The organism is Streptomyces sp. T12 (assembly GCF_028736035.1).
Lineage (GTDB): Bacteria > Actinomycetota > Actinomycetes > Streptomycetales > Streptomycetaceae > Streptomyces.
The window spans coordinates 3,028,126-3,054,988 of record NZ_CP117866.1; the positions used below are offsets into that span (position 1 = coordinate 3,028,126).

A 26,863-nucleotide genomic window follows, 5' to 3' on the forward strand; every position below is an offset into this window, starting at 1 on the left:
TCGTTCTCGGATGCGGGCTGTCGTGGGTTGCTCGCGCCCACGCGGCGGAGCCGCATATCGACACAGCCCCGCGCCCCTTACGGCGTTGCAGCCACCGGCGCCCGCAGGGGCCGTACTCGTCACTCCCGGCCCGCCGACGCGAACCGCATGTCCGCGTACCTGTCGCCTGCCACCTTCGCCGCGATCGGCTCCAGCAGCTCCATGTCCTGCTCGCCCAGGACGATCCGCGTCGCCCCCACGTTCTCCTCCACTCGCGTCGGCCTGCGCGTGCCCGGGATCGGGACGATCGGAAGCCCGTGAACAGCTGCCTGCTGCTGGACCCAGGCCAGGGCGATCTGGCCCAGGGAGGCGCCATGGGACTCGGCGACCTTGCGGATCGGGTCCAGCAGGGCGGCGTTGGCGGCCGCGTTCTCGCCCGTGTAACGGGGCTGTTGGCGGCGGAAGTCGTCCGCCGTCAGGTCCTCGGCCTTGGCGAAGGAGCCGGTCAGGAAGCCCCGGCCCAGGGGGGAGTACGGCACCAGGGCCACGCCCAGTTCGCGGGCCGCGGGGACCACGTTCGCCTCGATGTCGCGGCTGAAGAGGGACCACTCGGACTGGACGGCCGAGATCGGGTGCACGGTCTGCGCGGTGCGCAGCTCGTCCGCCGTCACCTCGCTCAGGCCCAGATGCTTGACCTTGCCCTCGCGGACCAGCTCGGCCATGACACCGACGGTCTCCTCGATGGGGACGGCCACGTCGCGACGGTGCATGTAGTAGAGGTCGATCGCGTCGACGTCGAGGCGCTTCAGGCTCGCCTCGATGCACTGGCGTATGTAGGGCGCGTCGTTGCGGATGATCCGCTTCGTCGGGTCGTCCGGGTCGATCGCCAGGGCGAACTTCGTGGCGATGACGACCTCGTCCCGATGCGCCTTGAAGAACGGCGCCAGGAAGCTCTCGTTCTGCCCCGCGCCGTACGCGTCCGCCGTGTCGTACAGCGTGACGCCCAGCTCCAGCGCCCGCTCCAGGGTCGCCCTGGACTCGCCCGCGTCCGAGGGGCCGTACGCGAAGCTCATGCCCATGCAGCCGAGGCCCTGGACGCCTACCTCGGGGCCCGTCGAGCCGAGTCGTGCCGTCGCGATCCTGCTGTCCGTCATCCGGCCTTCTCCACCTGTTCCGTCTTCTGCTGCTCGTACGTCTTGTCCTGCTGGTGCGTCTTGTCCTGCTCGTACAGACGCCCCGCGTCCGCGTAGAAACTGATCTTCCGGTCGAGCACCGCCAGCGTGTCCTGGAGCTCGGCGATCCGGGCGAGGACGTCGCGGCGGGTCGTCTCCAGCAGTTCGAAGCGCTCGCCGAAGGTGTGGTCGCCCTCGCGCACCAGCTCGGCGTACCGGACCATGTCGGCGACCGGCATGCCGGTCAGCCGCAGCTTGCCGACGAGGTCGAGCCAGTCCAGGTCACGGTTGCTGTAGCGGCGCTGGCCCGTGTGCGAGCGGTCGATGTGCGGCATGAGGCCGATCCGCTCGTACCAGCGCAGGGTGTGGGCCGTCAGACCGGTGAAGGCGACGACCTCGCTGATCGTGTAGCTGTCCTGGCCCTCCGGGCGGCGGTGCGGGTGCGGCGGAGCGGCACAGCTGTCGGTCCTGGTACTCGTGGTCTCCATCACCGTCATGCCCTCCACGCTATGACCTTGGAGTGCGCTCCAAGCAAGCGGAAACGGTAAGAAAAGCACGGGACATGGCGTGATCGCCGTGGCTAGCGTGCGGGACATGAGTCTCGTACGCCGTGCCCTGCCCGAGGACGCCGCCGAAGTGCTGCGGCTGCGTCAGGTGATGATCGACTCGATGGCTTCGACGGCCGGTGCCACGGACTGGCATGCCAAGGCGCTGCCGACCCTGCTCGGCAGACTGACCGAGCCGGACGGCGACCTCGCGGCGTTCGTCGTCGACCATCCGGAGCGGCCGGGCGCGCTCGCGGCGCTGGTCGTGGGCACGCTGGAGTACCGCATCGGGCGGGCCGGCAATCCGCACGGGACCATCGGGTACGTGTTCAGCGTCGCCACCGACCCGGACGCGCGGCGCCGCGGGTACGCGCGCGCGTGCATGGCGGAGCTGCTGGACTGGTTCCGTGAACGGGGCGCCGGATACGTCATGCTCACCGCCTCCGCCGACGCCGAACCGCTGTACACGTCGATGGGCTTCACCCGGGACCCGGACCCCTCGATGCGGCTGCACCTGTGAGCGGCTTAGGCTCACAGGCATGTCGCTGAGCAGTCTCGCGTTGATCGAAAACTGGCCGGTTCCCACCGCCGCCGCAGGTGTCGTACGGGCCGACGGCACGGTCCTCGGCACCCACGGCCCCGTCGGGCACCGCTTCCCGTTGGCGTCCGTCACCAAGCCGCTGGCCGCGTACGCCGTGCTGGTCGCGTACGAGGAGGGCGCGGTCGAGCTCGACGAGCCGGCCGGGCCGCAGGGCTCGACGGTGCGGCATCTGCTCGCGCACACCTCGGGGCTGGCCTTCGACGAGCACCGGGTGACGGCCCCGCCCGGGGAGCGGCGGCTGTACTCCAACGCCGGGTTCGAGCAGCTCGGGGATCATGTCGCCAAGGCGACGGAGATTCCGTTCGCCGAGTATCTGCGGCAGGCGGTGCTGGAGCCGCTGGGGATGACGGCCACGTCCCTCGAAGGCTCCCCGGCGAAGGACGGGGTCTCGACGGTCGAGGATCTGCTGCGGTTCGCGGCGGAGGTGCAGGCGCCGCGCCTGCTGGACCCGCGGACGGTCGCCGAGGCGATGACCGTGCAGTACCCGGGGACGAAGGGCGTGCTGCCGGGGTACGGGCACCAGAACCCCAACGACTGGGGGCTCGGCTTCGAGATCCGCAACGGCAAGTCCCCGCACTGGACGGGCTCTTCGTCCTCGCCGCGCACCTTCGGGCACTTCGGGCAGTCGGGTACGTTCCTGTGGGTCGACCCGGATGCGCGCGCGGCCTGCGTCGCGCTGACGGACCGGGCGTTCGGGCCGTGGGCGGTCGAGGCGTGGCCGGGGTTCACGGACGCGGTGCGCGCCGAGTTGTAGCCGTATCCGTGGCCGTATCCGCGGCCGTGAGGGCCTCGCCCGTTCCCTCGGTGTCGATGTGCGGCATGATCCGGTCCAGCCAGCGGGGCGTCCACCAGGCGTGCCGGCCCAGCAGGGTCATCACGGCGGGCACCATGAGCAGGCGCACCACGGTGGCGTCGATGAGCACGCTGACGGCGAGGCCCAGGCCCAGCATCTTGACCACGATGTTGTCGCTGACGATGAAGGCCGCGAAGACGCTGACCATGATCAGTGCCGCGCAGGTGATCACGCGCGCGGTGATCTCCAGCGCATGGGCCACCGAGGCCTTCGCGTCCCCGGTGCGCAGCCAGGCCTCGTGCACCCGGGAGAGCAGGAAGATCTCGTAGTCCATGCTCAGCCCGAAGATGATGGCGAACATCATCATCGGCACATAGCTCTCGATGGGCACCTTGCCGTTGACGCCCAGCGCGGGCCCGCCCCAGCCCCACTGGAAGACGGCGACGACGACGCCGTACGAGGCGGCGATCGACAGCACGTTGAGGACGGCCGCCTTGACGGCGACGAGCAGGCCGCGGAAGACCGCGAGGATGATCAGGAAGGCCAGGGCGACCACGACGCAGATGATCAGCGGGAGCCTGCTCGCGACGATGTCGCGGAAGTCGACCTGCGCGGCCGTCGTCCCGGTGACGTAGCCCTTGGCGTCGGTGCCGGAGACCGCCCCGGGGAGGGTGTCGTCGACGAGCCGGTTCGTGAGGTCGGTGGTGTCCGCGTTCTGCGGGGATGTCGAGGAGTAGACGGTGCCGAGCAGCACGTCCCCGTCCTGCGTCGGCGTCAGCGGGGTGACGAAGGAGGTCCCGGACGCGTCGCCCAGGGCCTGCTGGGCCTTCGAGGCGAGGCCGGAGCGCTGGGAGTCCGGTACGGAGGTCTGGTCGATGACGATGGTGAGCGGCCCGTTGGAGCCGGGGCCGAACGCGTCGGTCATCAGGTCGTAGGCCCGCCGGTCGGTGAAGGACGTGGGGTCCGCGCCGTCGCCGATGTGGCCGAGTTGGATCGAGAAGACCGGGATGGCCAGCACCGCGACGGTGACGAGGCCCGCGGACAGGTACCGCAGCGGATGGCGCTCCACGCGCTGGGCGTAGCGGTGCCAGGTCCCCGTGGGCTCCGTGCCCGGTTCGGCATCGGTCTCGGCGACCGGGCGGCGCAGGTGGTAGCGGTCGATACGGTGGCCGATCAGCCCCAGCAGGGCGGGGACCAGGGTCAGCGCGCCGAGGACGGCCGACACGACCGTGACGGCCGCGGCGACGCCGAGTTTGCCGATGAAGCTCACGCCGGACACCCACAGGCCCATGAGGGCGACGATCACCGTCGTACCGGACACGAGCACCGCGCGTCCGCTGGTGGCGGCGGAGTGGCCGGCGGCGCGCACCGGATCCGCGCCGTCCATGAGGCCCTGCCGGTGCCGGGTGATCAGGAACAGGGCGTAGTCGATACCGACACCGAGGCCGATCATCGTCGCCAGGGTGGGCGAGACCGTGGCGAAGGTGAACGCGATGGCGAGCAGCCCGAGGCAGGCCAGGCCGCCGACCACGCCGATCAGCGCGGTGATCAGGGGCAGGCAGGCGGCGATCACACTGCCGAAGCCGATGAGCAGGACCACGATGGCGACCGCGAACCCGATCAGCTCGCTCACCCGGTCGTCGGCCTCGGGCCGCGCCAGCTCGCCGAGCGATCCGCCGTACTCCACGTCGGCGCCGGCCGCCCGCAGCGGCTGTACGGCGTCGTCGACCCCGTCGAGGTAGCTGTCGCCGAGGAGGGACGGCTGCTCGTCGAAGCGGATGGTGATGTAGGCGGTCTTCCCGTCGGAGGACAGCGGCCCGACCTTCGAGGAGGTGGCGTCCAGCGGGTTCTGCACGGACAGGACGTGCGGCAGTTTCTGCAGGTCGGCGACGGTGGTCGACATCTGCGAGCCGAGCGAGGCCAGGGCCTTGTCGTCGTCGTGCATGACGATCTGGCTGCTGTAGCCCCCGGCCTGCGGATCGTGCTGCTTCAGCACGTCGAGGCCTTCCTCGGACTGGACGTTCGAGAGGGCGAAGTCGTCGGAGTAGGTCCCGCCGTGGATGTGGTTCAGGGCCTGCAGCGCGCCCAGGGCCACCAGCCAGGCGACGATCACGATCACGAAGTGGTGGGCGCACCACTCACCGAGCCGGCGCAGTCCCCCCTTGGAGGCCGCGCCCCGTTTCCCCGTGCCTTCGCGTCTGGCCATGGCCTCGGCTCTTCCCTGCCGAGCGAGTGTCCGACCTCTCCATTGGACGCCACATGAACCACTCCGGCATCCCGGACACCACGTCTAACGGGCCAAGGGGGCCATCTCCCAGATCAGCAGCTCCGCCGCGCTCACCCCCACCGCCTCCACGCCCTCGGCGTCCGTGAGGCGCACCGCGTCACCGGCGCTCAACTCCTCGCCGGCCAGGCGCACTTCACCGCGCACGACATGCACGTACGCATACGCCCCGTCCGGCACCGCCGTCCGCTCCCCCGCCCCCAGACGCCGTACGTGGAGCATCGCGCCCGCCTCCGGGACGGCGTACGGCGTCGAGTCCGCGATGCCGTGGACGATCTCGTACGACGGGTCGCCGCCCGGCGAGAGAGGGGCCAGCCAGGTCTGGATGAAGGTCAGGGGGGTGTCGGCGTCGTTGCGTTCCACGTGCCGTACGCCGCCCGCCGAGCTCAGCCGCTGGACGTCGCCGGGGCCGACCCGGGTCTCGTGGCCGGTGGAGTCGCGGTGGGTCAGTTCGCCTTCGACGACCCACGTCACGATCTCGGTGTGGCTGTGGGGGTGCTCGTCGAAGCCGGCGCCGGGGGCGAGCCGCTCCTCGTTGCAGGCGATCATCGCGCCGAAGCGGAGGTTGTCGGGGTCGTAGTGCGGGCCGAAGGAGAAGGCGTGGCGTGACTCGATGCCCACTGCCGGATCCCCTCCGGGGTAGCGCTCCGCGGCGCGCCGTACGTCCATCACGGCACCAACGGTAGCCCCGCCGACCAGCCGACCCCGACGGCAAGGCCCCGCCACTCGCGCTGTCCCCACATCACGCCGGGCAAGTGCCCACCAACCCGCACTGGTCCGACGACACCGGCCGCGAGGGAGCCGCAGGGGCGCGCCCCGTAGGCGACCGAGCCAGACATTCAGCACGTCAGCCGCAAAAGGCACTACACCGCCCACCAAGCCGTCAAGCGCGCCCCCTCCGGCACGCGCACCCGTCCCGATAAGGCAGTCTTGTCCCCGTGCCCGAACCCGTAGCCCGTAAGTCCGAAGCAGCCGCGCACGACATCCATCCCCACTCCGCGACCCTGAGGCGGCTCGAGAAGTCCTCCGGTTCTCTCGCCGCGCAGGCCATCGCGCGGATGGACGAGACGCTGCCGTGGTACCGGGCCATGCCCCCGGAGAACCGTTCCTGGATCGGTCTCGTCGCCCAGGCCGGTATCGCCGCCTTCACCGAGTGGTTCCGGCATCCCGACGCGCCCCAGGCCATCTCGACCGACGTCTTCGGGACCGCGCCCCGTGAGCTGACCCGCGCGATCACCCTGCGGCAGACCGTCGAGATGGTGCGCACGACCATCGAGGTCATGGAGTCGGCCATCGACGAGGTGGCGGCGCCCGGCGACGAGAGCGTGCTGCGCGAAGCGCTGCTCGTGTACGCCCGTGAGATCGCCTTCGCCACCGCGCAGGTCTACGCCCAGGCCGCCGAGGCACGCGGTGCCTGGGACGCGCGCCTGGAGTCGCTCGTCGTCAACGCCGTGCTCAGCGGCGAGGCCGACGAGGGGGCCGTGTCGCGGGCCGCCGCGCTCGGGTGGAACTCGCCGGAGCATGTGTGTGTCGTGCTCGGGACCGCGCCCGACGGGGACAGCGAGCTGACCGTCGAGGCCATCCGGCGGGCCGCCCGGCACGCCAAGCTGCAGGTGCTCACCGGGGTGCTCGGGGACCGGCTCGTCGTCATCGCGGGCGGCAGTGACAATCCGATCGCCGTCGCCAAGTCGCTGATCGGGCCGTACGCCGCCGGACCGGTCGTGGCAGGGCCCGTCGTGCCCGATCTGCAGGCCGCCACGCGGTCCGCGCAGGCCGCGGCCGCCGGGCTGAAGGCGTGTTCCGCCTGGCAGGACGCCCCGCGGCCGGTACTCGCGGACGATCTGCTTCCGGAGCGCGCCATCGCGGGGGATCCGAATGCGCGCGAGCAGTTGGTGGAGGAGATCTACAGACCGCTGGAGGAGGCCGGGTCGGCCCTTCTGGAGACGCTCTCCGTCTATCTCGAACAGGCGAGCAGTCTGGAGGGCGCCGCACGGATGCTCTTCGTGCATCCCAACACCGTGCGCTACCGGCTTCGACGTGTGACTGACGTCACCGGCTGGTCGCCTTCCGATGTACGCTCCGCGTTTACTTTGCGCATCGCGCTGATCCTGGGGCGTCTGGTCGACGGCGATCTCCAGCTCTAGTCTTTTGTCGGGGGCCCACAAAACCCCCTCGTGTTCTTCGTCCTTGTCCCCACGGGCGGCGTCGGCCGTCCCCAAGAGAGAGTGTGAGAGTGCTCGTACTCGTCGCTCCCGGCCAGGGCGCCCAGACGCCCGGCTTCCTGACCCCCTGGCTCGAACTCCCCGGTGTCCGCGGTGCCATCGAGGCATGGTCCGACGCCGTGCAGCTCGACCTCGTCCGTTACGGCACCGAGGGCGACGCGGAGGAGATCCGCGACACCGCGGTGGCGCAGCCACTGCTGGTGGCGGCCGGACTCGCCTCCGCCTACATGCTCTTCGACGACCCCGCCGACCTGCCCCGCAAGGTGGGCGCGATCGCCGGACACAGCGTCGGCGAGCTGACCGCCGCCGGCCTCGCCGGGGTGCTCTCCGACGAGGAGACCGTCCGGCTCGTCCGCACCCGTGGCCTGGGCATGGCCGAGGCCGCCGCGATCACCGAGACCGGCATGTCGGCGCTGCTCGGCGGCGATCCGGAGATCTCCGTCGCGCACCTGGAGAAGCTGGGCCTGACCCCGGCGAACATCAACGGCGCCGGCCAGATCGTGGCCGCGGGCACCATGGAGCAGCTCGCCGCGCTGAACGAGGACAAGCCCGAGGGCGTGCGCAAGGTCGTCCCGCTGAAGGTCGCCGGCGCCTTCCACACGCACCACATGGGCCCCGCCGTCGAGAAGCTGGCCGAGGCCGCCAAGGAGCTCGTCCCCGCCGACCCGAAGCTCACCTACGTCTCCAACAAGGACGGCAAGGCGGTCGCCACCGGCGCCGAGGTGCTGGAGCGCCTCGTCGGGCAGGTCGCCAACCCGGTCCGCTGGGACCTGTGCATGGAGACCTTCAAGGAGCTCGGCGTCACGGCCTTGATCGAGGTGTGCCCGGGCGGCACGCTGACCGGTCTGGCCAAGCGCGCGCTGCCCGGCGTGAAGACCCTCGCGCTGAAGACCCCCGACGACCTCGACGCGGCTCGCGAGCTCATCGCAGAGCACAGTGCCTGACAAGGAGCGCTAGAGCATGGCGAAGCTGAAGCCCAGCAAGGGCGCCCCGTACGCGCGCATCCTCGGTGTCGGCGGCTACCGCCCGACCCGGGTCGTGCCCAACGAGGTGATCCTCGAGACGATCGACTCGTCCGACGAGTGGATCCGTTCGCGCTCCGGCATCGAGACGCGGCACTGGGCGAACGACGAGGAGACGGTCGCCGCGATGTCGATCGAGGCGTCCGGCAAGGCGATCGCCGACGCCGGGATCTCCGCCGAGCAGATCGGCGGCGTGATCGTCTCGACCGTCTCGCACTTCAAGCAGACCCCGGCCGTCGCAACCGAGATCGCCGACAGGCTCGGCACGAACAAGGCCGCCGCCTTCGACATCTCGGCCGGCTGCGCGGGCTTCGGCTACGCCCTCACCCTCGCCAAGGGCATGATCGTCGAGGGCTCCTCCGAGTACGTCCTCGTCATCGGCGTCGAGCGGCTGAGCGACCTCACCGACCTGGAGGACCGGGCGACGGCCTTCCTGTTCGGCGACGGTGCCGGGGCGGTCGTCGTGGGCCCGTCGCAGGAGCCGGCCATCGGCCCCACCGTCTGGGGCTCCGAGGGCGACAAGTCCGAGACGATCAAGCAGACCGTGCCGTGGACGGACTACCGCAGCGGCGAGGTCGACAAGTTCCCTGCGATCACGCAGGAGGGCCAGGCGGTGTTCCGCTGGGCCGTGTTCGAGATGGCGAAGGTCGCCCAGCAGGCGCTGGACGCGGCCGGAATCACCCCGGACGACCTGGACGTCTTCATTCCGCACCAGGCCAACGAGCGGATCATCGACTCGATGGTGAAGACTCTCAAGCTGCCGGAGCACGTCACGGTCGCCCGCGACGTGCGCACCACCGGCAACACCTCGGCCGCCTCGATCCCGCTCGCGATGGAGCGGCTCCTGGCGACCGGCGAGGCGAAGAGCGGCGACACCGCGCTCGTCATCGGATTCGGGGCGGGTCTCGTTTACGCCGCCACGGTCGTTACTCTCCCCTAGGCACTCCGTGCCGGATCATGCGATCAGGCACGGGAACCGCACTACCTGCCGCTGCCGCGGCGGGCGCAAAACCCTCTGAACAACCCTGAACAACAACGAAGGAGCGCCAAGATGGCCGCCACTCAGGAAGAGATCGTCGCCGGTCTCGCCGACATCGTGAACGAGATCGCCGGCATCCCGGTTGAGGACGTCCAGCTGGACAAGTCCTTCACCGACGACCTGGACGTCGACTCGCTGTCCATGGTCGAGGTCGTCGTCGCCGCCGAAGAGCGCTTCGACGTCAAGATCCCGGACGAGGACGTCAAGAACCTCAAGACGGTCGGCGACGCGACCGACTACATCCTCAAGCACCAGGGCTGATCCACCCGATCAGGCCTTGGGCTGACTGCCCCGCCACCCGGCGGTGGCGCCGCTGAATCCCCATTCCGTTGGAGAAAGAATTCCCGTGAGCCCGACCAATCGCACCGTGGTCGTCACCGGTATCGGCGCAACCACACCGCTGGGTGGCGACGCAGCCTCTACCTGGGAGGGCCTGATCGCCGGACGTTCCGGCGTCAAGCCCCTGGAGCAGGACTGGGCCGCCGAGCAGGCGGTCCGTATCGCCGCGCCGGTCGCCGTGGAGCCGACCGAGGTCATCCCGCGGCCGCAGGCCCGCCGACTGGACCGCTCGGCGCAGTTCGCGCTGATCGCCGCCCAGGAGGCCTGGAAGGACGCCGGGTTCGAGGCGAAGGCCGGCGAGGACACCAGCGTCGACCCCGACCGCCTCGGTGCGGTCATCGCCTCCGGCATCGGTGGCGTGACGACGCTGCTCGACCAGTACGACGTGCTCAAGGAGAAGGGCGTTCGCCGCGTCTCCCCGCACACCGTCCCGATGCTGATGCCGAACAGCCCCTCCGCCAACGTGGGTCTGGCCGTGGGCGCCCGCGCGGGCGTGCACACGCCGGTCTCCGCGTGTGCGTCGGGTGCCGAGGCCATCGGCTACGCCATCGAGATGATCCGCACGGGCCGCGCCGACATCGTCGTCGCGGGTGGCACGGAGGCGGCGATCCATCCGCTGCCGATCGCCGCGTTCGGCAACATGATGGCGATGTCCAAGAACAACGACGACCCGCAGGGCGCGTCGCGTCCCTACGACGTCGGCCGTGACGGCTTCGTCCTCGGTGAGGGCGCCGGTGTCGTCGTCCTGGAGTCCGCCGAGCACGCCGCGAAGCGCGGTGCCCGCGTGTACGCCGAGGCGGTCGGGCAGGGCATCTCCGCCGACGCCCACGACATCGTGCAGCCCGAGCCGGAGGGGCGGGGCATCTCGCAGGCCCTGCAGAACCTGCTGGACCGCAACGACCTGGACCCGGCGGAGATCGTGCACGTCAACGCGCACGCGACGTCGACGCCGGCCGGTGACATCGCCGAGCTCAAGGCGCTGCGGAAGGTGTTCGGCGACGACGCCGACCACATGGCGGTGTCCGCGACCAAGTCGATGACCGGGCACCTGCTGGGCGGTGCGGGCGGTGTGGAGACCGTGGCCACGGTGCTCGCGCTGTACCACCGGGTGGCTCCGCCGACCATCAACGTCGAGAACCTCGACCCCGAGGCCGAGGCGAATGCCGACGTCGTCCGTGGCGAGGCGCGCAAGCTGCCCGTCGAGGGCCGTATCGCCGCGCTGAACGACTCGTTCGGGTTCGGCGGGCACAACGTGGTGCTGGCGTTCAGGACGATCTGAGAAGCATCCATACGTACGTGAAGGGCCCCCACCTCGAAAGGTGGGGGCCCTTCACGTGTTCAAGTCACCTGGTCGAGCTTCAGACCACCTGGTGCAACCAGCGCACCGGCGCTCCCTCGCCCGCGTACCTGAACGGCTCCAACTCGTCGTCCCACGGCTTGCCGAGGAGCTTGGCGATCTCGGCCTCCAGGTCCGTCTCACCGCGCTGAGAGCGTGTCAGGGCCGCGCGCAGGCGGTCCTCGGGGATCAGGATGTCGCCGTGGATGCCGGTGACCGCGTGGAAGATGCCCAGGTCGGGGGTGCAGCTGTAGCGCTCGCCCTCGGCGGTGGCGCAGGGTTCGGCCGTGACCTCGAAGCGCAGCAGGTGCCAGCCGCGCAGGGCCGACGCCAGCTTGGACGCCGTGCCCACCTCGCCCTGCCAGGAGAACTCCGAGCGCCAGGTGCCGGGCGCGGCGGGCTGCCGGATCCAGTCGAGGTTGACGCGCGTGCCGAGCACGCCGGCGACGGCCCACTCGACGTGCGGGCACAACGCGCGCGGCGCGGAGTGCACGTACAGAACTCCACGTGTCGTCACCGGGACCTCCGGGCAGAGCGGACATCTTGCGAACTGGCGGACGGCAGTGGCCGGGCAGCCACGTTGATGGCGAGGCTACCGTGCGGCGGCGCAAGGAGTGTGACGTACCGTCGGTCCCGGTGCCGCGAAACGCCCGCCATTCACCCGCCAGGACGCTTGTACGGGTGTGAGCCGTTGCATGAGACGGGCGGGAACCCTCGTGCGTTGTTATTGGTTGGAAACCATGACGGGGACGAACGAGGGGATGGACCAGGGCATGCGGAAGCGACGGCACGTGGCACGGGCTGTCTTCGCCGCCGTGACCGCGGCTGTGCTGGGCGTCGCCGGCTGTGACGCCGTCGGGGGCAACTCCCCGGCACCGTCCGGCACCGACGCGCGGAGCGCGCGCCCGTCGCCGAAGCCGACCCCGGCCTGGGACCGCAGCCCCGCCTCGATCGCGGCGGTGGGCGACTCCATCACCACCGGTTTCGACGCCTGTACGGTCCTGTCGGACTGCCCCGAGGTCTCGTGGGCGACCGGCAGCAGTGCGCAGGTCGACAGTCTCGCCGTACGCCTGCTGGGGAAGGCGAAGGCGGGCCGGCACAGCTGGAACTACGCCGTGACCGGGGCGCGGATGGCGGACGTGGCCGGGCAGATGGCCCAGGCGGTGCGGCGCGAGCCGGAGCTGGTGACGGTGATGGCGGGGGCGAACGACGCCTGCCGGGACACGACCACCGCGATGACCTCGGTGGCCGATTTCCGGACGCAGTTCGAGGACGCCCTGGGCACACTGCGGGACGCGCTGCCGAAGGCCCAGGTGTATGTCGCGAGCGTGCCGGATCTGATGCGGCTGTGGGAGCAGGGCCGTACGAACCCGCTGAGCAAGCAGGTGTGGAAGCTCGGCATCTGCCCGTCGATGCTGAGCGACCCCGACTCCCTCACCACGACGGCGAACCAGCGGCGCGAGACGGTGCAGGAGCGGGTCGAGGCGTACAACAAGGTGCTTCGGGAGGTCTGTGCGAAGGACCGCCGGTGCCGGTTCGACGACGGCGCGGTGTACGAGTTCCGCTTCGGCGCCGAGCAGCTGAGCCAGTGGGACTGGTTCCACCCGAGCGTGGACGGTCAGGCGCGACTGGCCGAGATCGCCTACCGGACGGTCACGAACTAGTGTTTCGCTCATGAGCGAACACTTCGGCACACTTTCCGACGGCACCCGGGTCCACCGCTGGACCCTGGAGCGCGCGGGCGTACGGGTACGCGTCCTGTCGTACGGCGGCATCGTGCAGTCGCTTCAGGTGCCGGACCGCGACGGGCGCGCGGCGAACGTGGTGCTGGGGTTCGCCGACCTGGACGGTTACCTGTCCCACCCGGGGCCCTATTTGGGCGCCCTCATCGGGCGGTACGCCAACCGGATCGCGGGCGGCCGCTTCCCGCTGGACGGCCTGACGTACGCGCTCGATCCCAACAACGCCCCCAACTCCCTGCACGGCGGCGAGCGCGGCTTCGACAAGCGTGTGTGGGACGCCACGCCGGTCGAGCACGGTGTGCGGCTCAGCCGGGTCAGCCCGCATGGCGAGGAGGGCTTCCCGGGGCGGCTGGAGGTCTCGGCGACCTACACCCTGGAAGCCGACGGCGCGCTGCGGATCGCGTACAAGGCGGTGACGGACGCGCCGACCGTGGTGAACCTGACCAACCACAGCTACTTCAACCTCGCCGGGGCCGAGTCCGGCAACGCGGGCGGTCATGAACTGCGGCTGGCCGCTTCCCGGTTCACTCCGGTCGACGCGGATCTCATCCCGACCGGCTCCCTGGACGAGGTCGCGGGGACCCGCTTCGACTTCCGCGAGGCGCGGAAGGTGGGAGCGGGGTACGACCACAACTTCGTGCTCGACAAGGGGGTGACGGCGAGCGCGGAGGAGGTCGCCGAGCTCCACGACCCGTCGACCGGGCGGGCGCTGACGGTGGCGACCACCGAGCCCGGCCTCCAGCTCTACACCGCCGACCACCTGAGCGAGCCCTTCGCCCCGGGCGACGGCATCGCGCTGGAGACCCAGCACTTCCCCGACTCCCCGAACCGGCCGGAGTTCCCGAGCACCGTGCTGCGGCCGGGCGAGGTGTACCGCTCGGAGACGGTGTACGGCTTCTCGGTGCGCTGAGCGCCGCGACGCAGGCGAGCCCCGGTCCAGGTGTCAGGGTCCTGGACCGGGGCTGTTCCTGGGTACTTCTCCCGGATCAGACGTTAATGGTCGCCGTCACCCGGCGGTCGGAGATCGAGCGAGCGGCCTGGATCTCGTACGAACCCTTCACACGGGTCCACGAATTGGTCGTCTCGTCCCACGTCTCGAAGGCACGGCGCGGGAGTGCGACCACCGCCTCGGCCGTCTCCCCCGGCCCCGCCTCCACCCCCGCGAAACCGGCCAGCAGGCGCGCCGGACGGCCGGTGTCGGGCTCGGTCGGCGCGACGTAGACCTGCACGACCTCGCGCCCCGCGCGCTCGCCGGAGTTGCGGACGCGGACCGTGACCGTGCTCCCCTCGACCTTGACGGACTCGTACGTCCAGTCGGTGTAGCCGAGGCCGTGCCCGAAGGGGTACGACGGGGCCCTGCCCTCCTTCTCCCAGGCGCGGTAGCCGATGAAGACGCCTTCGGCGTACGGGAGTTCGCCGCCCGACGGGACGACCTGGCTGACCGGGGCGTCGGTCAGGGAGCCCCATGTGGTGGGCAGTCGGCCGCCCGGCTCGTGCGCGCCCGTGAGGACGTCCGCCAGGGCCGCGCCGCCCTCCTGGCCGGGGAACCAGCTCAGCAGGACGGCGGCGACGTCCTCGCGCCACGGCAGCTCCACCGGGGAGCCGGAGTTGACGATCACGACGGTGTGGGGGTTGGCGGCGGCGACGGCGCGGACCAGGTCGTCCTGGCGGCCGGGCAGCGTCAGGTCCCTGCGGTCGAAGCCCTCGGACTCGACGCGGTCGGTGGTGGCGACCACGACGACGGCGGTGTCGGCGTTCCGGGCGGCCTCGACGGCCTCGGCGATCAGCTCGTCGGGGTCGCGCCGGGGCTCCTGGTGGGCGAGTGTGAAGGCGACGACCTCCATCGGGATGTCCTCGGGGAACTCCACGACGTGGGTGAGGCAGACCTCGACCGGCCGGCCGGCGGTGAGTTCGGGTCGGGCGCGGGAGACGGGGGCGCCGAAGAAGGTGATGAAGGGGTCGTCCTTCTCGGGACGCTGGACGCCGTCGTAGTACGTCGTGCCGTCGATGGTGAGCCGGAAGGCGCCGATGCCCTTGATGCCGAAGGTGTGGGGGCCGGTGTCGCGCGGGGTGAAGGTGCCGGTCAGCTCGACGGTGTGGAGGGTGTCGTGGGTGACGCCTTCGGGAAGGTCCGAACCCATCCACTGGATCTGGCCGCACGGGGCGGAGCCGGTGCCGAGGACGTTCCCCCCGTCGTCCCGGCACACGGCCCGCAGCTCGAAGCCCTTGTCGGCGACGGCGAGTTCGGTGTTCGGGTCGGCGCCGACGGCGTAGGTGAGGGCCCCCTCGGGGAGGGCGGCGGTGAGGCCGTCGAGCGGGGAGACGATCCGGTCGGGGAAGACGGTGGCCGAGCCGCCGCCGAGGACGCGGGCGTCGCGGGCGGCGGCGCCGATGAGCGCGACCGTGCCGTTCGGCCTGAGCGGGAGGGCGCCCTGGTTGCGGACCAGGACGAAGGAGCGGCGGGCGATCTCGCGGGCCAGCGCGATGCCGTCAACGGCCTCGGGGTGCTCGGTGACGACGGGCTCGGCACCCTCCAGGATGCCGACGCGGGCGGCGAGCCGCAGGACGTTGCGTACGGCGTCGTCGACCTTGGCCTCGGCCACCTTCCCGTCCCGTACCGCCTGGGCCAGGGGCTCGCCGTAGACGGTCTGCGGGCCCGGCATGGCGACGTCGAGGCCGCCCTCGATGGCGCCCTTCGTCGACCGGGCGGCCATCCAGTCGGAGACGTTGTAGCCGTCGAAGCCCCATTCGCCGCGCAGGACCTCGTTCACGAGGTAGTGGTGCTCGGTCATCGTCGTGCCGTTGACCGTGTTGTAGGCGGTCATGATGCCCCAGGGGTGGGCGTTCTCGACGATGATCTCGAAGGGCGCCAGGTACAGCTCCCGCAGGGCGCGTTCGCTCACGGTGTTGTTCACGGTGAAGCGGTCGGTCTCGGCGTCGTTGGCGACGAAGTGCTTGACCGTGGTGCCGACCCCGCCGGACTGGACGCCGTTCACATAACCCGCGCCGATCGTGCCCGTCAGATACGGGTCCTCGCTGTAGGCCTCGAAGTGGCGGCCGCCGAGCGGGGAGCGATGGAGATTGACGGTGGGCGCGAGCAGCACGTGCACGCCCTTGCGGCGGGCCTCCTGGGCGAGCAGCACCCCTGCCCTGCGGGCGAGTTCGGGGTCCCAGGTGGCGGCGAGGGCGGTGGGCGAGGGCAGCGCGACGGACGGGTCGTCGGCGGTCCAGCGCACGCCCCGGACGCCGATCGGGCCGTCGGACATGACGAGGGACTTCAGGCCGATCTCGGGGAGCGCGGGCAGCGTCCACATGTCCTGGCCGGAGAGCAGCCGTGCCTTCGCGTCGAGGTCGAGCCCGGCGAGGGCGGCCTCGACGACCGCCTCGCGCGCTTCGTCGGCCTGGGTGCGGGTTCCCGCCATCGCGGTGCCTCCTCGCTGAGTCACTTACACGTCTCAATGCTTCCTAGGTCACCGCGAAGGACTCGAAACCGCAAGCTTCCTCAGGCTGCTGGGCGAGAACGTGGGCTGACCGCGGCGACGACCTCCACCTCCACGAGGGCCTCCGGCCGGAAGAGCCTCGGCACCTCGAAGGTCATGCTGGTGGGCGGGGTGCCGGTGAGGAACTGCCGCCGTACGGTGCCGTATTCGTCCAGCGTGCCGATGTCGGTGAGGCAGGTGCGGATGTTGATGACGTCCGAGAACTCGGCCCCGTGGGCCTTGAGCAGCGCGGCGATCGTCTCGAAGATGCCGCGGGTCTGCTGGGCGACGGTGGCGCCCTGCGCGATCTGCCCGGAGAGGAACAACAGGGCGCCGCCGTCGGCGTGTTCGACGCGGGCGACCTGGGAGTAGTACGGGCTGAGGGGCTGGGGTGCGGAAGGCGGGTTGTCGAGGGTGATCTGCATGCCGTCGACGCTAGGTCCGCACTTGAGATGCGACAAGCGAATGTCCAGCATGGCTGCCATGCCGAATCAGCATGAGTTCCCCGAGGTGTCCACCGTGTGGCTGAGGGCGTTCCTGGAAGTCGCCCGGCATGGGTCGTTCACGGTGGCCGCGCGGACGCTGGGGTGGACCCAGTCGGCGGTGTCGCGCCAGATCGCCTCGCTGGAGGGGGCGTTGGGCGGCGCACCGCTCTTCGACCGGCTACCGCGTGGCGTACGGCTCACCGAGGCCGGGCGGACTCTCGTGCCGTATGCCGAAGCCGTCGCCGAGTCGCTGCACGGGGCCGTGCGTGAGCTGGTCGCGCTGCGCGAAGTCGCCGGCGGGCGGCTGCGGTTCGGGGCCTTCGCCACGGCGGACGCGGCGCTGGTGCCGCTCGCCCTCGGCGCCTTCCGCGCCCGGCACCCCGAGGTCCTGGTCAGCCGCGAGGAGGGCTTCACACCAGGCCTCCTGGACCGGCTCGGTGCGGGCCATCTCGATCTGGCGGTGGTCTCGACGACGGGCCGGGCACCCCTGGAGACGTTCGAGCTCCACCACCTCCTCGACGAGTGCCTGTACGTCGCCGTCCGCTCCGGCGATCCGTTGGCCGGGCGCGGCCCGGTCCGACTCGGCCAACTCGCCGACGCCGACTGGATCTCCGGCAGTGCCCGCCCCGAGGGCACGCTCCTCGACGCGGCCCTGCGGCAGGGCTTTCGGCCGCGCGTGGCGCACGTCGTCGGCGAGTGGACCGCCAAGCAGGGGTACGTCGCCGCCGGCCTCGGCGTGGCCCTGGTCCCGGCGCTGGCCGCCGCGTCCGTGCGACCGGACGTCGCGCTGCTGCCGGTGCTGGACGAGGGGGCCCCGGCGCGGGCGGTGTACGCGGCTACCGTGCGGGGGCGGTCGCCGGCTCCGGCCGTGGCGGCGTTCGTGGGGGCGCTGCGGGAGGCGGCGGCGAAGATTCCCCACACCATGGCGTAGACCACTCCCGTCACGGGATACTTCCGGCGTCCCGCACGACGCACGCACCGCCTCACCCCCCACCGTGACGGAAGGACCGGAACTCCCTTGAATTCCCTACGCGTTCGCACCGGCGTCCTCGGACTGGCCCTGCTGGCCGGCCTCTCGGCTCCCACGACCGGGGCTGCCGCCGCCGAGGCGGCGCCCGCGCCGACCGTCGAGGAACAGCGCCTCGGCGAGCCGGTCCCCCAGGAGATCCTGCGCCGCTCCGGATTCGACGCCCTGGCAACGGAGTTCACCCGCGATCTCGGTGCCGCGAACTCCTACGCGCAGGCCCGCCGCGTCGTCGTGCGCGAGGGATCGGCACTGTGGCGGAGGGCCGTCGACCGGGCGCAGGGGCGGGGGCCGGCGGAATCAAATAGGCGCGAAGCGCTTCCTCATAAGGGTGGTGGTGGGCGACGGGTGGGCCTGAGCCGGGACGACGATCGGCCGCTGTACTGGGCGCGGCTGTCGATGACGCGGGACGTGCGCACGTGGGAGCCGGAGTTCGGGTTGAGCGAGACCCAACGGTCCGCGCTGCTCGACGCGCTGGAACGGGGCTCGCGCGGACAGACCGAAATCCGCTACCCGCACGGCGACCACGCGGTCGGCGGAGTCAGCGGTATCCGGCGGATCCTGGTCACCGGGTTCGATCCCTTCACCCTCGACCGGGACATCCGCATCTCCAACCCGTCCGGCGCCACCGCGCTCGCCCTGGACGGCACGGTGATCGAGACGGCGGACGGTCCGGCGCGGGTGGAGACCGCCGTGTTCCCGGTGCGCTGGCAGGACTTCGCCGACGGCACGGTGGAGCGGACGCTGCGGCCGTATCTGAAGCAGGTCGATCTGTTCACGACCGTGAGCCAGGGGCGCGTCGGGCGGTTCGACGTCGAGCGGACCAACGGGGCCTGGCGGGGCGGCTTCGGGGACAACGACAACATCGGCCGCACCGAGACCATCCCCGTCGCCGACCCGGCCTCGCAGCCGCAGTGGACGTCGACGACCCTGCCGTACAAGGAGATCGTCGCCGCGAACACGGGGCGCTTCCCCGTGTACGACAACACGAGCGTGACCGAGATCCCGGCGGGCGGCACGCAGGCCGTCGTGCGCCCCGACGGGCCGACGCCCGGCTCGACCGCGCGGGCCGGGGGCGGCGGGGACTATCTGTCCAACGAGATCGCCTACCGGGCGACGCTGCTCCGGGACCGGCTGGGGCTGCACGACGTGCTGCCGGGCGGGCATGTGCACACGCCGGTGCTGCAGTTCGGGACCGGCAACACCGACCCGGCGACGGGGTCGGTGACCGACCCCGAGTTCGTACGGAACCGGCTGGACATCATCGCCCAGGTGCGCACGATCCTGAAGGTGGCGGCGGGCAGCCCGGTCACCGGCTGACGGTCTCGGAGTCGGGCGCGGGCGCCGCTTCCTCCTGGGTCTCCTCACCCAGCAGCTCCCGCGCCATGAGGGTGGCGCCCGCGACCGCGCCCGGCATCAGGAACACCGCGACGAACGGCACCAGGAAGGCCGCGGCGAGGGGCGTACCGAAGCCCCACACCAGCATCTTGCGGGAGCGGAGCGTGGCGAGGCGGTCGCGGAGTTCGACGCGGCGACGCTGGAGGGCGACCGCCGTGAGCTCCTCGGTGAGGAAGAAGCCGGTGACGACGACGCCGATCACCGGTACGACCGTCTGGCCGACGACCGGGATGAAACCGAGGGCGAAGAGCAGCACGCCCCACACGGCGGCGCGCAGCACGACCCGCAGGCTGTCGCGGCCCGAGATCCACAGCTCGCGCCAGAGCGGCAGGCCCGACTCGGGGGCCGTGCCGTCCGGGGAGACGTCCCGGTCGACCTTCTCGGAGAGGTTCTCGTAGAAGGGCTGGCCGATCAGGAGCGTGACCGCGGTGAAGGTGACGACGGAGAGGAGCAGGCCGAGGGCGAACAGGACGGCGGTGAGGAAGCCGCGGAACAGGCGCTGCCAGGGGCTCGACCAGTCGTCGGCGAACGGCGTCGACCAGGACACGAAGTCCTCGCCCCAGATCGCGAGCGCGACCAGTGCGGCCGCGTAGAGCACCAGGGCGATCAGGCCGGGGATCAGCCCGAACTCGTACTGCTTGCCGTGCCGGGCCACCCACCGCTGGCCCTGGAGGAGATACCTGAACCCGGTCCCAAGATCGCGCATGCAGCGAACTCTAGTCGGGGCTTGTCACACCCGAGTCACGGTCACTTCGGCGCCGGGTCACCGCGACGCCCGGTCACCCGCGACGCCCGGTCACCGCGGCCCTCACACCTGCGTCACCGTCACCACAACCCCCCGCTCCGCCGCCGGCGACACCGCCGCCGACACCCGTACCGCCACCGCCCGAGCCACCCGCCCCGCGCGCGACGCCCCGGCCAGCAGCACGGGCTGCAGCCGTTCCAGCCCGGTCACCAGGAGTTCCTCTCCGGCGATCAGGGCCGGGCGGGCCGCCTTCGTGGTGGCCGCCGCTGCCTCCGTGAGGTCGGCGAGGGGTGGGAGGGTCACGCGGACGACGTTCGCGCCGGCGGCGGCCGCGCGTTCGGCCAGGGCCACCTGAAGCGGCATCAGCGGGGCCAGCGCGGCGGTCAACGCGTCCGCGATTCGGCGGAGTTCGGGGGACGACTCGCGCAGGACCTCCGCCGCCGAACGGAGCAACGGGGTCAGCGCCAGCAGCGCGCCCGCGGCGACGCCCGCCGTCGCCGGCAGCAGGGGTGAGGTCGCCTCGACCAGTTCGCCGAGCGCCGCCGCGAACTCCTCCACCGCCGGCTCCACCGCGTCCAGCACCGGGAGCAGGCTGTCGCCCAGGGCCGTGAGCAGGGCCTGCGCCGGTTCGCTCACCGGGTGGACCGCGAGGGGTGCCCCGCTGGTGCCGAGACGGGTGAGGGTCTCGACGATGCGGTAGAAGGCCTCCTGGGCCTGCGGGGAGGCGCTCGCCTCGGCCAGTTCGGCGGTGGTCTGCCGCAGCACGCGCAGAACCTCGGCTCCCGATCCGTCCCTCGGGTTGAAGGTGTTGATGGCGATGCGGGTGATGTTTGTGGCCGTGTCCAGGAGTTGGCCGGTGATGTCGGTCGTGCTGCGTGCCATGCGGAGTACGTCGTCCCTGCTGGGGAGCGAAGGGATCGTTGCCATGGGCCCTCTTCCCTCGTGGTCGTGCGTCACCTGCCCGGCGCCCTCAGGATGCCCCCTTCGCGGGCCCTCGCATGGGCCATCCGGGGTATCCGGGGCATCCGTGACACCAACTCCCTCTTGTTGCGGTTGAGTCGAACAGGTACACCTCGCCGTACCGATCTCAGGAAGTTCCGGAGGAGGTACGCGTGCGCACGACGAGAACCGTTCCCGCGAGACCCGTTCTGATCACCGCCCTCACCCTCACCACGGCGGGCTCCCTGCTCCTCACCCCGCCGACCGCCGTCGCAGACCCCGAACCCCCGCACCGCGAGGCCGCGCTCGACCAGCAGGCGGCGCGGACACCCGCGAGCACCGCCCGCCGGGCCCTCGGCACAGCCGAGGCGTCTTCCGAAGCGGCCTCCGCGGCGATCGCCGACGACGGCCGCGGCTACCCCCGCCGGCAGGTCCTCACCCCCGACCCCGAGAACCCGGCCGACAAGTCCATCAAGCTGGGCCTCACCCCGTACCACGGCATCGCGCCGAAGCTGAACGCCCTGCAGTCCTCCGGCGACCGGGTGAGCGTCGAGGTCGCGGGCCGCTCGGCCGGCGGGCACCGGCTCTACCTCGTCACCGTCACCGCCCCGGAGACCGCCCGCCAGGCCCGCACGCAGGCGCGTATGCGCGAGCTCATCGAGAACGCGCCCGCCGTCGCCGCCAAGTCCCCGGAGATCAAGCGGACGTACAAGACCCCGGTCTTCTTCAACAACAACATCCACGGCAACGAGTGGGAGGGCACCGACGCCTCCCTGAAGCTCATCGAGCAGCTGGCCACCGCCAAGGACGCGGGCACACGCGACCTGCTCGCCCACAGCCGCCTGTACTTCAACATCACCGCGAACCCGGACGGCCGTATCGCGGGCACGCGCACGAACGCGAACGGCTTCGACATGAACCGGGACTTCGTCACCGCCTCGCAGCCCGAGGTGCGGGCGATGCGGCAGATCATGACCGTCAAGCAGCCGGCCGTCATGCTCGATCTGCACGGCTACGTCAACGGCACCCTCATCGAACCCACCACTCCCCCGCACGGCGAGAACTACGAGTACGACCTCTTCCTGAAGAACACCTACGCGGGCGCCCTCGGCATGGAGGCCGCCGTCAACGGCCTCGGCTACACGCCCGCGAAGGACGGCGTCGAGCCCGCCCAGATCCCCTTCCGCGACCAGGAGGAGGGCTGGGACGACTGGCCGCCGATCTTCACCCCGCAGTACGCGGCCTTCCACGGCACGGTCGCCGCGCACACGGTGGAGATCCCGATGGCGGTGAACAACACCGCGTACGACACCCTGCCGGTCCCCGAGCTGCGCCGCCGGTCCGCGATCAACGTCGACGTCGCCGGGGCCGCCCTGCGCGCCACCCTCGACTTCGTGCGGTCGAAGCGCGCCTCGCTCGTCGCCGACCAGATCGAGGTCTTCCGGCGGGGGGCCACAGGCGCCGCGCAGGTGCCGGTGTCGCCCGAGACCGTCCCGGGCGTCCCCGGCATCGGCCCCGAGGACGTCTACACGACCACCTTCCCACGCGCGTACGTCATCCCGGCGGCAGGAACCGCCTCCGCCCGGCTCGTCGACCACCTCCTCGTCAATGACGTACGGGTCACCCGCGCGAGCCGCCCCTTCCGGCTGGGCGGACGGACGTACCCCAAGGGCTCGTACGTCGTCGACATGCACCAGCCCAAGCGCGGGCTCGCCAACGCGCTTCTCGCGGACGGGCGGGACATCAGCGACAAGGTCTCGGTGATGTACGACATCTCGGGCTGGAGCCTCGGCCGGCTGTGGGGCGCGGCGGTGGAGACCCTGCCGCGGATGCCGTACGGCGGTGTCCTGCGCCCGGTCCGTGCGGCGGCCTCCGTCGCGTACGTCGCCCAGCGCGGCGATCTCCGGCTGCGGCTCGGCGACCCGAACGAGGTCGCCGCCCTCAACTCCCTGCTGCGCCAAGGCGTCGAGGTGCGCCGCGCGGCCGACGGCAGCGCGATCGTGCCGGGCTCGGCACGCCGGCAGGCCGTGGAGGCCGCCCGCGCGTACGACGTCGCCTTCCACGCGACGAGGCTCACCGGCACCGCCCCGCTGCACCGCACCCGCGTCGCCGCGGCCGTCACGGCGGGTGAGCTGTTCGCGCTGCGGGAGATGAACTTCGAGGTCACGCCGGTCTCGACGGAGGTGCTGAACGCCGGGTTCGACTGGTCGGCGGTGGATGTGCTGTTCGTGTCGGCGGGGCTCGACCGCGACGACCTGGACGCCGACGCCCGTGCGGCCCTGGACGCCTTCCTCGACGGGCACGGTCTGGTCGGCCGCGGTGCCACGGGTGCCGCGCTCAACTCGGCGGCCGGGCTGCTGGCCGCGAAGCCGGTCGAGGGCAACGGGGACGCCAACGGCGTGGTGCGCGTGGTGAATTCGGGCGGTGTCCTGATGGGTGGCGCCCCGGAGCACGGCTTCGTGTACGCGCCGGTGTGGTTCACCGATCTCGGGCCGAAGGTGCGGGTCGAGCAGGCGTACGCGACCGGGAACCCGCTCGTCTCCGGGCACTGGCGGCCCTCGCAGGACGGCTCCGGCGGCCCCGCGGACGCGGCGGGGCAGGCCTCGGTGATCAGCGGCCCGCGGGCCGTGCTGTTCGGCACCGAGCCGCTCTTCCGGGATCATCCGAAGGGGGAATTCGCCCAGGTCGGACGGGCGTTGTTCGCCATGGCACAGGCAAGCGGCTCAGGTGAGGAGAGCGGATGACGCAGGAGATCCACGGAACCGTCGCGGACGGCTTCGAGGAGGCGCGCGAGGAGTTCGCCGCGTTCGTGGCCGGGGAACTGCCCGACTACGAAGGGCAGTTGTGCGCGTATGTGCGAGGCCGCAGGGTCGTCGACCTGTGGACCGGTGACGGCTGCGCGGCCGACTCCCTGTACGGCGTTTTCTCCTCCACCAAGGGCGCCGCTCACCTCGTGGTCGCGCTTCTCGTGCAGGAGGGCACGCTGGAGCTGGACCGCAAGGTGACGTACTACTGGCCGGAGTTCGCAGCCGAGGGCAAGGGCGGACTGACACTGCGCGATCTGCTCGCGCACCGTGCGGGGCTGATCGGGCTCGACGCCGGGTTCACCGAGGACGAGCTGGCCGACGATGCCGCCATCGCCGAACGGCTCGCGGACCAGCGGCCGTTCTGGCGCCCCGGCACGGCCTTCGGCTACCACGCGCTGGTCATCGGCGCGCTCACCGGCGAGGTCGTACGGCGGGCCACGGGCCGTTCGCTCCGGGAGGTGTACGAGGAGCGGGTGCGGGCGCCGTACGGCCTGGACTTCCACCTCGGGCTGCCCGAGGAGCTGGAGCCCCGTTACCGCTCCGTGCAGCCGATGGCCCCGACGCCGGAGCAGCAGGCGGTGCTGGACTCGGTGCCGAGGGGGCCGCACACGCTGGCCTCGATCGCCTTCAACACGCATGTCCCGAACCCGGGCGAGCTGGTGGACCACGCCAACTCCCGTACGGTGCGCGCCAAGGGGCCCGCCTCGGCGGGCGGGGTCGCGGCCGCGCGCGGGCTCGCCGGGATGTACGCGGCGGCGATCAGCGAGGTCGACGGACGGCCGCCGCTGCTGAAGCCGGACACGATCGCCGAGGTCGGCCAGATCCATTCGACCGGGTACGACCTGGTGGCCCGGACGCACAAATCCTTCGGGCTCGGCTTCCAGGCGGTCTCCGACACCTGGTACCCGTTCCTGGGCGCGGGGGCCTTCGGCCACAGCGGGGCCGGCGGTTCGCAGGCGTTCGCGGATCCGCGCAGCGGGCTCGCCTACGGCTACACGCGGCGGCGTTGCGCCTTCCCTGGCGGGGCGGCGCCGGAGAACGAGCGGTTGGTGAGGGCGGTGCACAAGGCTGCGCTGGCGAGCTGATGCCGGTCAATTCCGCCTAGTAGCTCGGGGGGGGCGGTCGTATCGCGGGTGCGGCCGTGTGGGGGCTGATCGCGCCCACGCGGCGGAGCCGCATATCGACACAGCCCCGCGCCCCTATGGGCGTTGCGGCGGGCGGTGTTTCCAGCCGCCCGCCGCGGGCGAGGCCGCACCCTACGTCCAAGGGTGCGGCCTCCTCCGTACGCAACGACCCGTGTCAGACCAGCGTCACGGTGATGTTGCCGCGGGTCGCCTTCGAGTACGGGCAGACCTGGTGGGCCTTCTCGAGGAGCCCCTTCGCGGTCTCCGTGCCGACGTTCGGGATGTGCGCCGAGATCTCGACGATGATGCCGAACCCGTCGTCGTTCTTGCCGATGCCGACCTTCGCGGTGACGGTCGAGCCGGAGATGTCGGCCTTCTCCTGGCGGGCCACGACGCCGAGGGCGCCCTGGAAGCAGGCGCTGTAGCCGGCCGCGAACAGCTGCTCCGGGTTGGTGCCGGCGCCGCTGCCGCCCATCTCCTTGGGCGGGTTCACTACGACGTCGAGTTGGCCGTCGTCGGTGGCGACCCGGCCGTCGCGGCCGTTCTCGGCGGTGGCGACGGCGGTGTAGAGGACGTCGGTCTGCTGGATGGACATGCGGTGTCTTCTCCTCCTCGGTCCGCCGCGACTCGCGCCCACGATCGCGACAGAATTCGGAAAGAAGTTACCGCATGTCGGAAATCCAGCAACAGCCCTCCTGGGGCGTCAGAGCTTGACGATCATCTTCCCGGTGTTGTCGCCGCGCAGGACCCCGAGGAACGCCTCCAGGTTGTTCTCGATGCCCTCGACGACCGTCTCGCGGTACTTGAGCTGCCCCGAGGCGACCCAGGGGCCGACCTCCTGGACGAACTGCGGCTGGAAGTCGTAGTGGTCGCCGACGAGGAGGCCCTCGATGCGGCCGCGGGTCGCGATGAGGCGGGCGAGGTTCTTCGGGCCGGGGGCGGGCTCGGTGTTGTTGTAGACCGAGATCATGCCGCAGATGGCGATCCGGCCATGGACGTTGAGCTGCCCGATCGCGGCCTCCAGGTGGTCGCCGCCGACGTTGTCGAAGTAGACGTCGATGCCGTCCGGGGCGGCCTCGCGCAGCTGCTCGCCCACCGAGCCGTTCTTGTAGTTGAAGGCGGCGTCGAAGCCGTACTCCTCGACGAGCAGCTTGACCTTCTCGTCCGACCCGGCCGAGCCGATGACCCGGGAGGCGCCCTTGAGCTTGGCGATCTGGCCGACCTGGCTGCCGACGGCGCCGGCCGCGCCGGACACGAAGACGACGTCACCTTCCTTGAAGGACGCGGTGCGCAGCAGTCCGGCGTAGGCGGTGAGGCCGGTCATGCCGAGCACGCCGAGGTACGTGGACAGGGGGGCGGCGTCCGGGTCGACCTTGACGGCGCTCTTCGCGTCCACGGCCGCGAACTCGCGCCAGCCGAGGAAGTGCAGGACGTGGTCTCCGACGGCGATGCCCTCGGCGTTGGAGGCGACCACCTCGCCGACCGCACCGCCCTGCATGACCTTGCCCAGCTCGAAGGGGGCGACGTAGGACTTGGCGGCACTCATACGGCCGCGCATGTACGGGTCCACGGAGAGGTACTTGTTCCGGACGAGCACCTGCCCCTCGCCGGGCGTCGGCACCTCGGCCTCGACCAGGGCGAAGTCCTCGGCCTTGGGCCAGCCGACGGGGCGGGAGAGGAGGTGCCATTCGCGGTTGATCATGGGGGGTGCCCTTCCGGTTCAGCAATTTACTTCAGTACCTGAAACAACCATGCTCCTGAATATTTCATGATGTCAAGTAACCGGGT

24 protein-coding genes are annotated in these 26,863 nt (G+C 71.3%); 13 read left to right on the top strand and 11 right to left on the bottom strand.

The features are described 5' to 3' along the window. Positions 1–119: 119 nt before the first annotated feature. Both PBV52_RS13500 and PBV52_RS13505 read right to left on the bottom strand, forming a co-directional pair. Positions 120–1,133, bottom strand: coding sequence for an aldo/keto reductase (locus PBV52_RS13500; RefSeq protein ID WP_274238591.1), 1,014 nt, complete (start codon positions 1,131–1,133; stop codon positions 120–122). Then, positions 1,130–1,648, bottom strand: coding sequence for a MerR family transcriptional regulator (locus PBV52_RS13505; protein WP_274238592.1), 519 nt, complete (start codon positions 1,646–1,648; stop codon positions 1,130–1,132). The genes PBV52_RS13500 and PBV52_RS13505 overlap by 4 nt, the downstream gene beginning before the upstream one ends. Before the next feature lie 97 nt (positions 1,649–1,745). Between PBV52_RS13505 and PBV52_RS13510 the strand changes: the two genes are divergently transcribed. Both PBV52_RS13510 and PBV52_RS13515 read left to right on the top strand, forming a co-directional pair. Then, positions 1,746–2,216: a GNAT family N-acetyltransferase gene (locus PBV52_RS13510; protein ID WP_274238594.1), complete on the top strand. Its 471-nt coding sequence runs from the start codon at positions 1,746–1,748 to the stop codon at positions 2,214–2,216. A 19-nt stretch (positions 2,217–2,235) separates the two neighbouring features. Next, positions 2,236–3,051 carry a serine hydrolase gene (locus PBV52_RS13515; RefSeq protein WP_274238595.1) on the top strand — a complete coding sequence of 272 codons (816 nt, stop codon included), beginning with the start codon at positions 2,236–2,238 and terminating at the stop codon, positions 3,049–3,051. Here PBV52_RS13515 and PBV52_RS13520 read toward each other — a convergent pair. Both PBV52_RS13520 and PBV52_RS13525 read right to left on the bottom strand, forming a co-directional pair. Continuing rightward, positions 3,023–5,296 (bottom strand): MMPL family transporter, encoded by a 2,274-nt coding sequence (locus tag PBV52_RS13520; RefSeq protein ID WP_274238596.1) that lies wholly within the window; start codon positions 5,294–5,296, stop codon positions 3,023–3,025. The genes PBV52_RS13515 and PBV52_RS13520 overlap by 29 nt on opposite strands. A gap of 84 nt (positions 5,297–5,380) precedes the next feature. Next, a complete protein-coding gene (locus tag PBV52_RS13525) occupies positions 5,381–6,043 on the bottom strand; it encodes a pirin family protein (protein WP_274249375.1) in 663 nt (220 codons plus the stop codon). A gap of 269 nt (positions 6,044–6,312) precedes the next feature. Between PBV52_RS13525 and PBV52_RS13530 the strand changes: the two genes are divergently transcribed. The 5 genes from PBV52_RS13530 (at position 6,313) to fabF (ending at position 11,275) form a co-directional block, all read left to right on the top strand. After that, entirely contained in the window at positions 6,313–7,518 is a 1,206-nt protein-coding gene (locus tag PBV52_RS13530; RefSeq protein WP_274238597.1) for a CdaR family transcriptional regulator, read from the top strand. 89 nt (positions 7,519–7,607) lie between these two features. Beyond that, on the top strand, positions 7,608–8,540 hold the full coding sequence (locus PBV52_RS13535) for an ACP S-malonyltransferase (protein WP_274238598.1): 933 nt from the start codon (positions 7,608–7,610) through the stop codon (positions 8,538–8,540). 16 nt (positions 8,541–8,556) lie between these two features. Then, positions 8,557–9,558, top strand: a complete 1,002-nt coding sequence (locus PBV52_RS13540) for a ketoacyl-ACP synthase III (protein ID WP_274238599.1) — start codon at positions 8,557–8,559, stop codon at positions 9,556–9,558. A gap of 111 nt (positions 9,559–9,669) precedes the next feature. Next, positions 9,670–9,918 carry an acyl carrier protein gene (locus PBV52_RS13545; protein ID WP_004001566.1) on the top strand — a complete coding sequence of 83 codons (249 nt, stop codon included), beginning with the start codon at positions 9,670–9,672 and terminating at the stop codon, positions 9,916–9,918. 85 nt (positions 9,919–10,003) lie between these two features. Next, positions 10,004–11,275 carry a beta-ketoacyl-ACP synthase II gene (fabF, locus tag PBV52_RS13550; protein WP_274238600.1) on the top strand — a complete coding sequence of 424 codons (1,272 nt, stop codon included), beginning with the start codon at positions 10,004–10,006 and terminating at the stop codon, positions 11,273–11,275. A gap of 79 nt (positions 11,276–11,354) precedes the next feature. Here fabF and PBV52_RS13555 read toward each other — a convergent pair whose 3' ends face one another. Then, positions 11,355–11,849 carry a DUF3145 domain-containing protein gene (locus tag PBV52_RS13555; protein WP_274238601.1) on the bottom strand — a complete coding sequence of 165 codons (495 nt, stop codon included), beginning with the start codon at positions 11,847–11,849 and terminating at the stop codon, positions 11,355–11,357. 256 nt (positions 11,850–12,105) lie between these two features. On the opposite strand from PBV52_RS13555, the gene PBV52_RS13560 reads away from it, so the two are divergent. Both PBV52_RS13560 and PBV52_RS13565 read left to right on the top strand, forming a co-directional pair. Next, positions 12,106–12,996: an SGNH/GDSL hydrolase family protein gene (locus tag PBV52_RS13560; protein WP_274249376.1), complete on the top strand. Its 891-nt coding sequence runs from the start codon at positions 12,106–12,108 to the stop codon at positions 12,994–12,996. A gap of 10 nt (positions 12,997–13,006) precedes the next feature. Beyond that, positions 13,007–13,984 carry an aldose epimerase family protein gene (locus tag PBV52_RS13565; protein WP_274238602.1) on the top strand — a complete coding sequence of 326 codons (978 nt, stop codon included), beginning with the start codon at positions 13,007–13,009 and terminating at the stop codon, positions 13,982–13,984. Between the two features lie 76 nt (positions 13,985–14,060). Here the strand turns inward: PBV52_RS13565 and PBV52_RS13570 are convergent, their stop codons facing one another. Beyond that, positions 14,061–16,496: a glycoside hydrolase family 3 protein gene (locus PBV52_RS13570; RefSeq protein WP_274238603.1), complete on the bottom strand. Its 2,436-nt coding sequence runs from the start codon at positions 16,494–16,496 to the stop codon at positions 14,061–14,063. A gap of 80 nt (positions 16,497–16,576) precedes the next feature. Beyond that, on the bottom strand, positions 16,577–16,978 hold the full coding sequence (locus PBV52_RS13575; RefSeq protein ID WP_274238604.1) for a RidA family protein: 402 nt from the start codon (positions 16,976–16,978) through the stop codon (positions 16,577–16,579). Positions 16,979–17,027: 49 nt separating this feature from the next. On the opposite strand from PBV52_RS13575, the gene PBV52_RS13580 reads away from it, so the two are divergent. Both PBV52_RS13580 and PBV52_RS13585 read left to right on the top strand, forming a co-directional pair. Then, a complete protein-coding gene (locus tag PBV52_RS13580; RefSeq protein ID WP_373921860.1) occupies positions 17,028–17,969 on the top strand; it encodes a LysR family transcriptional regulator in 942 nt (313 codons plus the stop codon). 87 nt (positions 17,970–18,056) lie between these two features. Further along, positions 18,057–19,382 carry a pyroglutamyl peptidase gene (locus PBV52_RS13585; RefSeq protein WP_274238606.1) on the top strand — a complete coding sequence of 442 codons (1,326 nt, stop codon included), beginning with the start codon at positions 18,057–18,059 and terminating at the stop codon, positions 19,380–19,382. On the opposite strand, the gene PBV52_RS13590 is transcribed toward PBV52_RS13585, so the two are convergent. Beyond that, positions 19,372–20,166, bottom strand: coding sequence for an EI24 domain-containing protein (locus PBV52_RS13590; protein WP_274238607.1), 795 nt, complete (start codon positions 20,164–20,166; stop codon positions 19,372–19,374). The genes PBV52_RS13585 and PBV52_RS13590 overlap by 11 nt on opposite strands. 102 nt (positions 20,167–20,268) lie before the next feature. After that, on the bottom strand, positions 20,269–21,132 hold the full coding sequence (locus tag PBV52_RS13595) for a hypothetical protein (RefSeq protein ID WP_274238609.1): 864 nt from the start codon (positions 21,130–21,132) through the stop codon (positions 20,269–20,271). A 185-nt stretch (positions 21,133–21,317) separates the two neighbouring features. On the opposite strand from PBV52_RS13595, the gene PBV52_RS13600 reads away from it, so the two are divergent. Beyond that, a complete protein-coding gene (locus PBV52_RS13600; RefSeq protein WP_274238610.1) occupies positions 21,318–23,888 on the top strand; it encodes a M14 family zinc carboxypeptidase in 2,571 nt (856 codons plus the stop codon). Next, entirely contained in the window at positions 23,885–25,036 is a 1,152-nt protein-coding gene (locus tag PBV52_RS13605; protein WP_274238611.1) for a serine hydrolase domain-containing protein, read from the top strand. Before PBV52_RS13600 ends, PBV52_RS13605 begins: the two co-directional genes overlap by 4 nt. A 214-nt stretch (positions 25,037–25,250) precedes the next feature. Here PBV52_RS13605 and PBV52_RS13610 read toward each other — a convergent pair whose 3' ends face one another. Further along, a complete protein-coding gene (locus PBV52_RS13610; protein ID WP_274238612.1) occupies positions 25,251–25,670 on the bottom strand; it encodes an organic hydroperoxide resistance protein in 420 nt (139 codons plus the stop codon). A gap of 108 nt (positions 25,671–25,778) precedes the next feature. Beyond that, the gene (locus PBV52_RS13615) at positions 25,779–26,777 is read right to left on the bottom strand and encodes an NADP-dependent oxidoreductase (RefSeq protein ID WP_274238613.1); all 999 of its coding nucleotides are present in this window, start codon (positions 26,775–26,777) and stop codon (positions 25,779–25,781) included. Positions 26,778–26,863: the final 86 nt, after the last annotated feature.